This is a genomic window from Anaerosporobacter sp., assembly GCF_965301125.1.
In genome coordinates this window covers 1-1869 of sequence record NZ_CBDLAM010000361.1, presented here as the reverse complement: position 1 = coordinate 1869, position 1869 = coordinate 1, and the positions used below count along the sequence as shown (strand labels likewise).

Annotated in this window: 3 protein-coding genes; 1 reads left to right on the top strand and 2 read right to left on the bottom strand. The window is 29.8% G+C overall.

Going from position 1 to position 1869, the window contains the following annotated elements:
• Positions 1-34 precede the first annotated feature (34 nt).
• Entirely contained in the window at positions 35-718 is a 684-nt protein-coding gene (locus ACW2QF_RS19945; RefSeq protein WP_455717766.1) for a substrate-binding domain-containing protein, read from the top strand.
• On the opposite strand, the gene ACW2QF_RS19940 is transcribed toward ACW2QF_RS19945, so the two are convergent.
• Positions 669-1145, bottom strand: a complete 477-nt coding sequence (locus ACW2QF_RS19940; protein ID WP_455717765.1) for a helix-turn-helix domain-containing protein — start codon at positions 1143-1145, stop codon at positions 669-671. The two genes, ACW2QF_RS19945 and ACW2QF_RS19940, sit on opposite strands and share 50 nt — an antisense overlap.
• Positions 1146-1322: 177 nt before the next feature.
• The gene (locus tag ACW2QF_RS19935) at positions 1323-1607 is read right to left on the bottom strand and encodes a hypothetical protein (RefSeq protein ID WP_455717764.1); all 285 of its coding nucleotides are present in this window, start codon (positions 1605-1607) and stop codon (positions 1323-1325) included.
• Positions 1608-1869 lie beyond the last annotated feature (262 nt).

Here is a 1869-nt window from a genome sequence, read left to right as displayed (position 1 = left end):
ACAATTTATTAGGTAGGCTGATGAAGAAAATAACATTTTACCTAAATTAATACAAGAACAAAAGGTAAATGGAATAATCGTAATAGGTAAAATGAAAGATGAATATCTAAAAATGATAAAGGAAGTATCAACTCTACCAACTGTATACATGGATTTTTATGATGATAAACAATCATGTGATGCAGTTATCTCGAACAGTTATCTTGGTTCGTATGTATTAACCAATTATCTTATTGATATGGGACATAAGAAGATAGGTTTTGTTGGGACTGTACTGGCAACAGATAGTATTACCGATCGTTATTTTGGATTTACAAAAGCAATGATGGAACATGGTTTGACAATAAAACCTGAATGGTTAGTAGAAGATAGAGATACGAAAACTGGTAAGGTTGAAATCGATAGTAAGAAACTAATAGTAGAAGAGATGCCAACTGCATATGTTTGCAATTGTGATCTAACAGCAAGTTATGTAATTAAATGTTTAGAAGCAAACGGTTTAAGCGTACCAAAGGATGTTTCAGTAGTTGGTTTTGATAATTACCTATATCCAGGATTATGCGATATAGGGATAACTACTTACGAAGTAGATATTCATGAAATGGCACGCTTTACCGTTAGTACTATAATAAAGAAGATAGAAAATAAGAATTACAAATCTGGAATATTTATTGGTCGTGGTCATTTAGTTTGTAAGGAGAGTGTAATTCACGTATAGATGCTGGAGCTTCCTGCTTATAAGCTAGCGGGGTAGCTCCTGTTTCTTTTTTAAATAATTGAATGAAGTGATTCACATTTTCTATACCAAGTTTTGTACTGATTTCTGTTATTGTAAGGTTAGTTCCGAAGAGCAGTTCTTTTGCTTTCTCCATTTTCTTATGGTTAAGATAACGAAGAGGTGGCATTTTGTAGTATTTTGAAAATTCACGGCATAAACGATATTTATTAACTTGTAATTCCTCAGCTAACTCATCAAGTGAGAACGACTTTGTGATTTGACTGTCAAGAATAGCTTTAGATTTTTTTATGTATTTTGGTATAGAATCATCTGGATTATCTTGATTTTTTTCAAATATACAAATTTCTGTAAGTATCTCAGTAAGCCATTTTGTTTCATAAAGGTTTGATAAAACCGTATTTGACATGTTTGGCCTGATGATTTTCTCAAAACACGTGGTGACACAAGAATAAGGTTTAACATCGTAGGTAAAAGTATTATTTTCATTAAATATTGAAAAGTATAGATTAACGAAATCCTCTTTTAAATACAATATATGAAATTTCCAGTTATTATTATAGGAATTGATCTTAAAAGGCAAGCTTCAATCTAAGAAAAATAAGCTGTTTTCTTGTAACTGGTAGCTTACATCTTTAATAGTGATAGTTGAACTTCCGGCTAAAGTAAATAGTAGTAAGTAAGAAGAAAAGCCGGAGGATTCGCAGAAAAATGGGAATGATATTGTGATTTCTCCACCTGCATATATGAAGGAGGGGTGATTTGAAATATTGTATCTTGGATAATTGGGCATGATAAATGAAATATCTAAATCATTTGGTAATTTGGAATAAGAAAGCAGTGAAGCTAAAAAGTTTTCATAGTAATTCATAAGACACCTCGATCATTTGTATGAGTGCAAATCATATAGTCCCTAAAATTATGAGAAATATTAATTAAAATATAGTACAGAACGAATATTATACTGTTAATTATAAAATAAAAGGCTGAATTAATCAATTGATAATTATTTAGTCATTAAATTAAGTAATTTTAGTGGGCATATAAGGTAAAAGCATAGTCAAAGTGCATAATTATTGTTTCTAAATATAGTAATTTAGTATAAAATATATAATAAAATCAATACTACTTAT

What these genes read in the sequence shown, in the direction of transcription:
- ACW2QF_RS19940 (WP_455717765.1), bottom strand. Translation starts at nt 1,145, where the DNA reads ATGTCAAATACGGTTTTATCAAACCTTTATGAAACAAAATGGCTTACT.
- ACW2QF_RS19935 (WP_455717764.1), bottom strand. Translation starts at nt 1,607, where the DNA reads ATGAATTACTATGAAAACTTTTTAGCTTCACTGCTTTCTTATTCCAAA.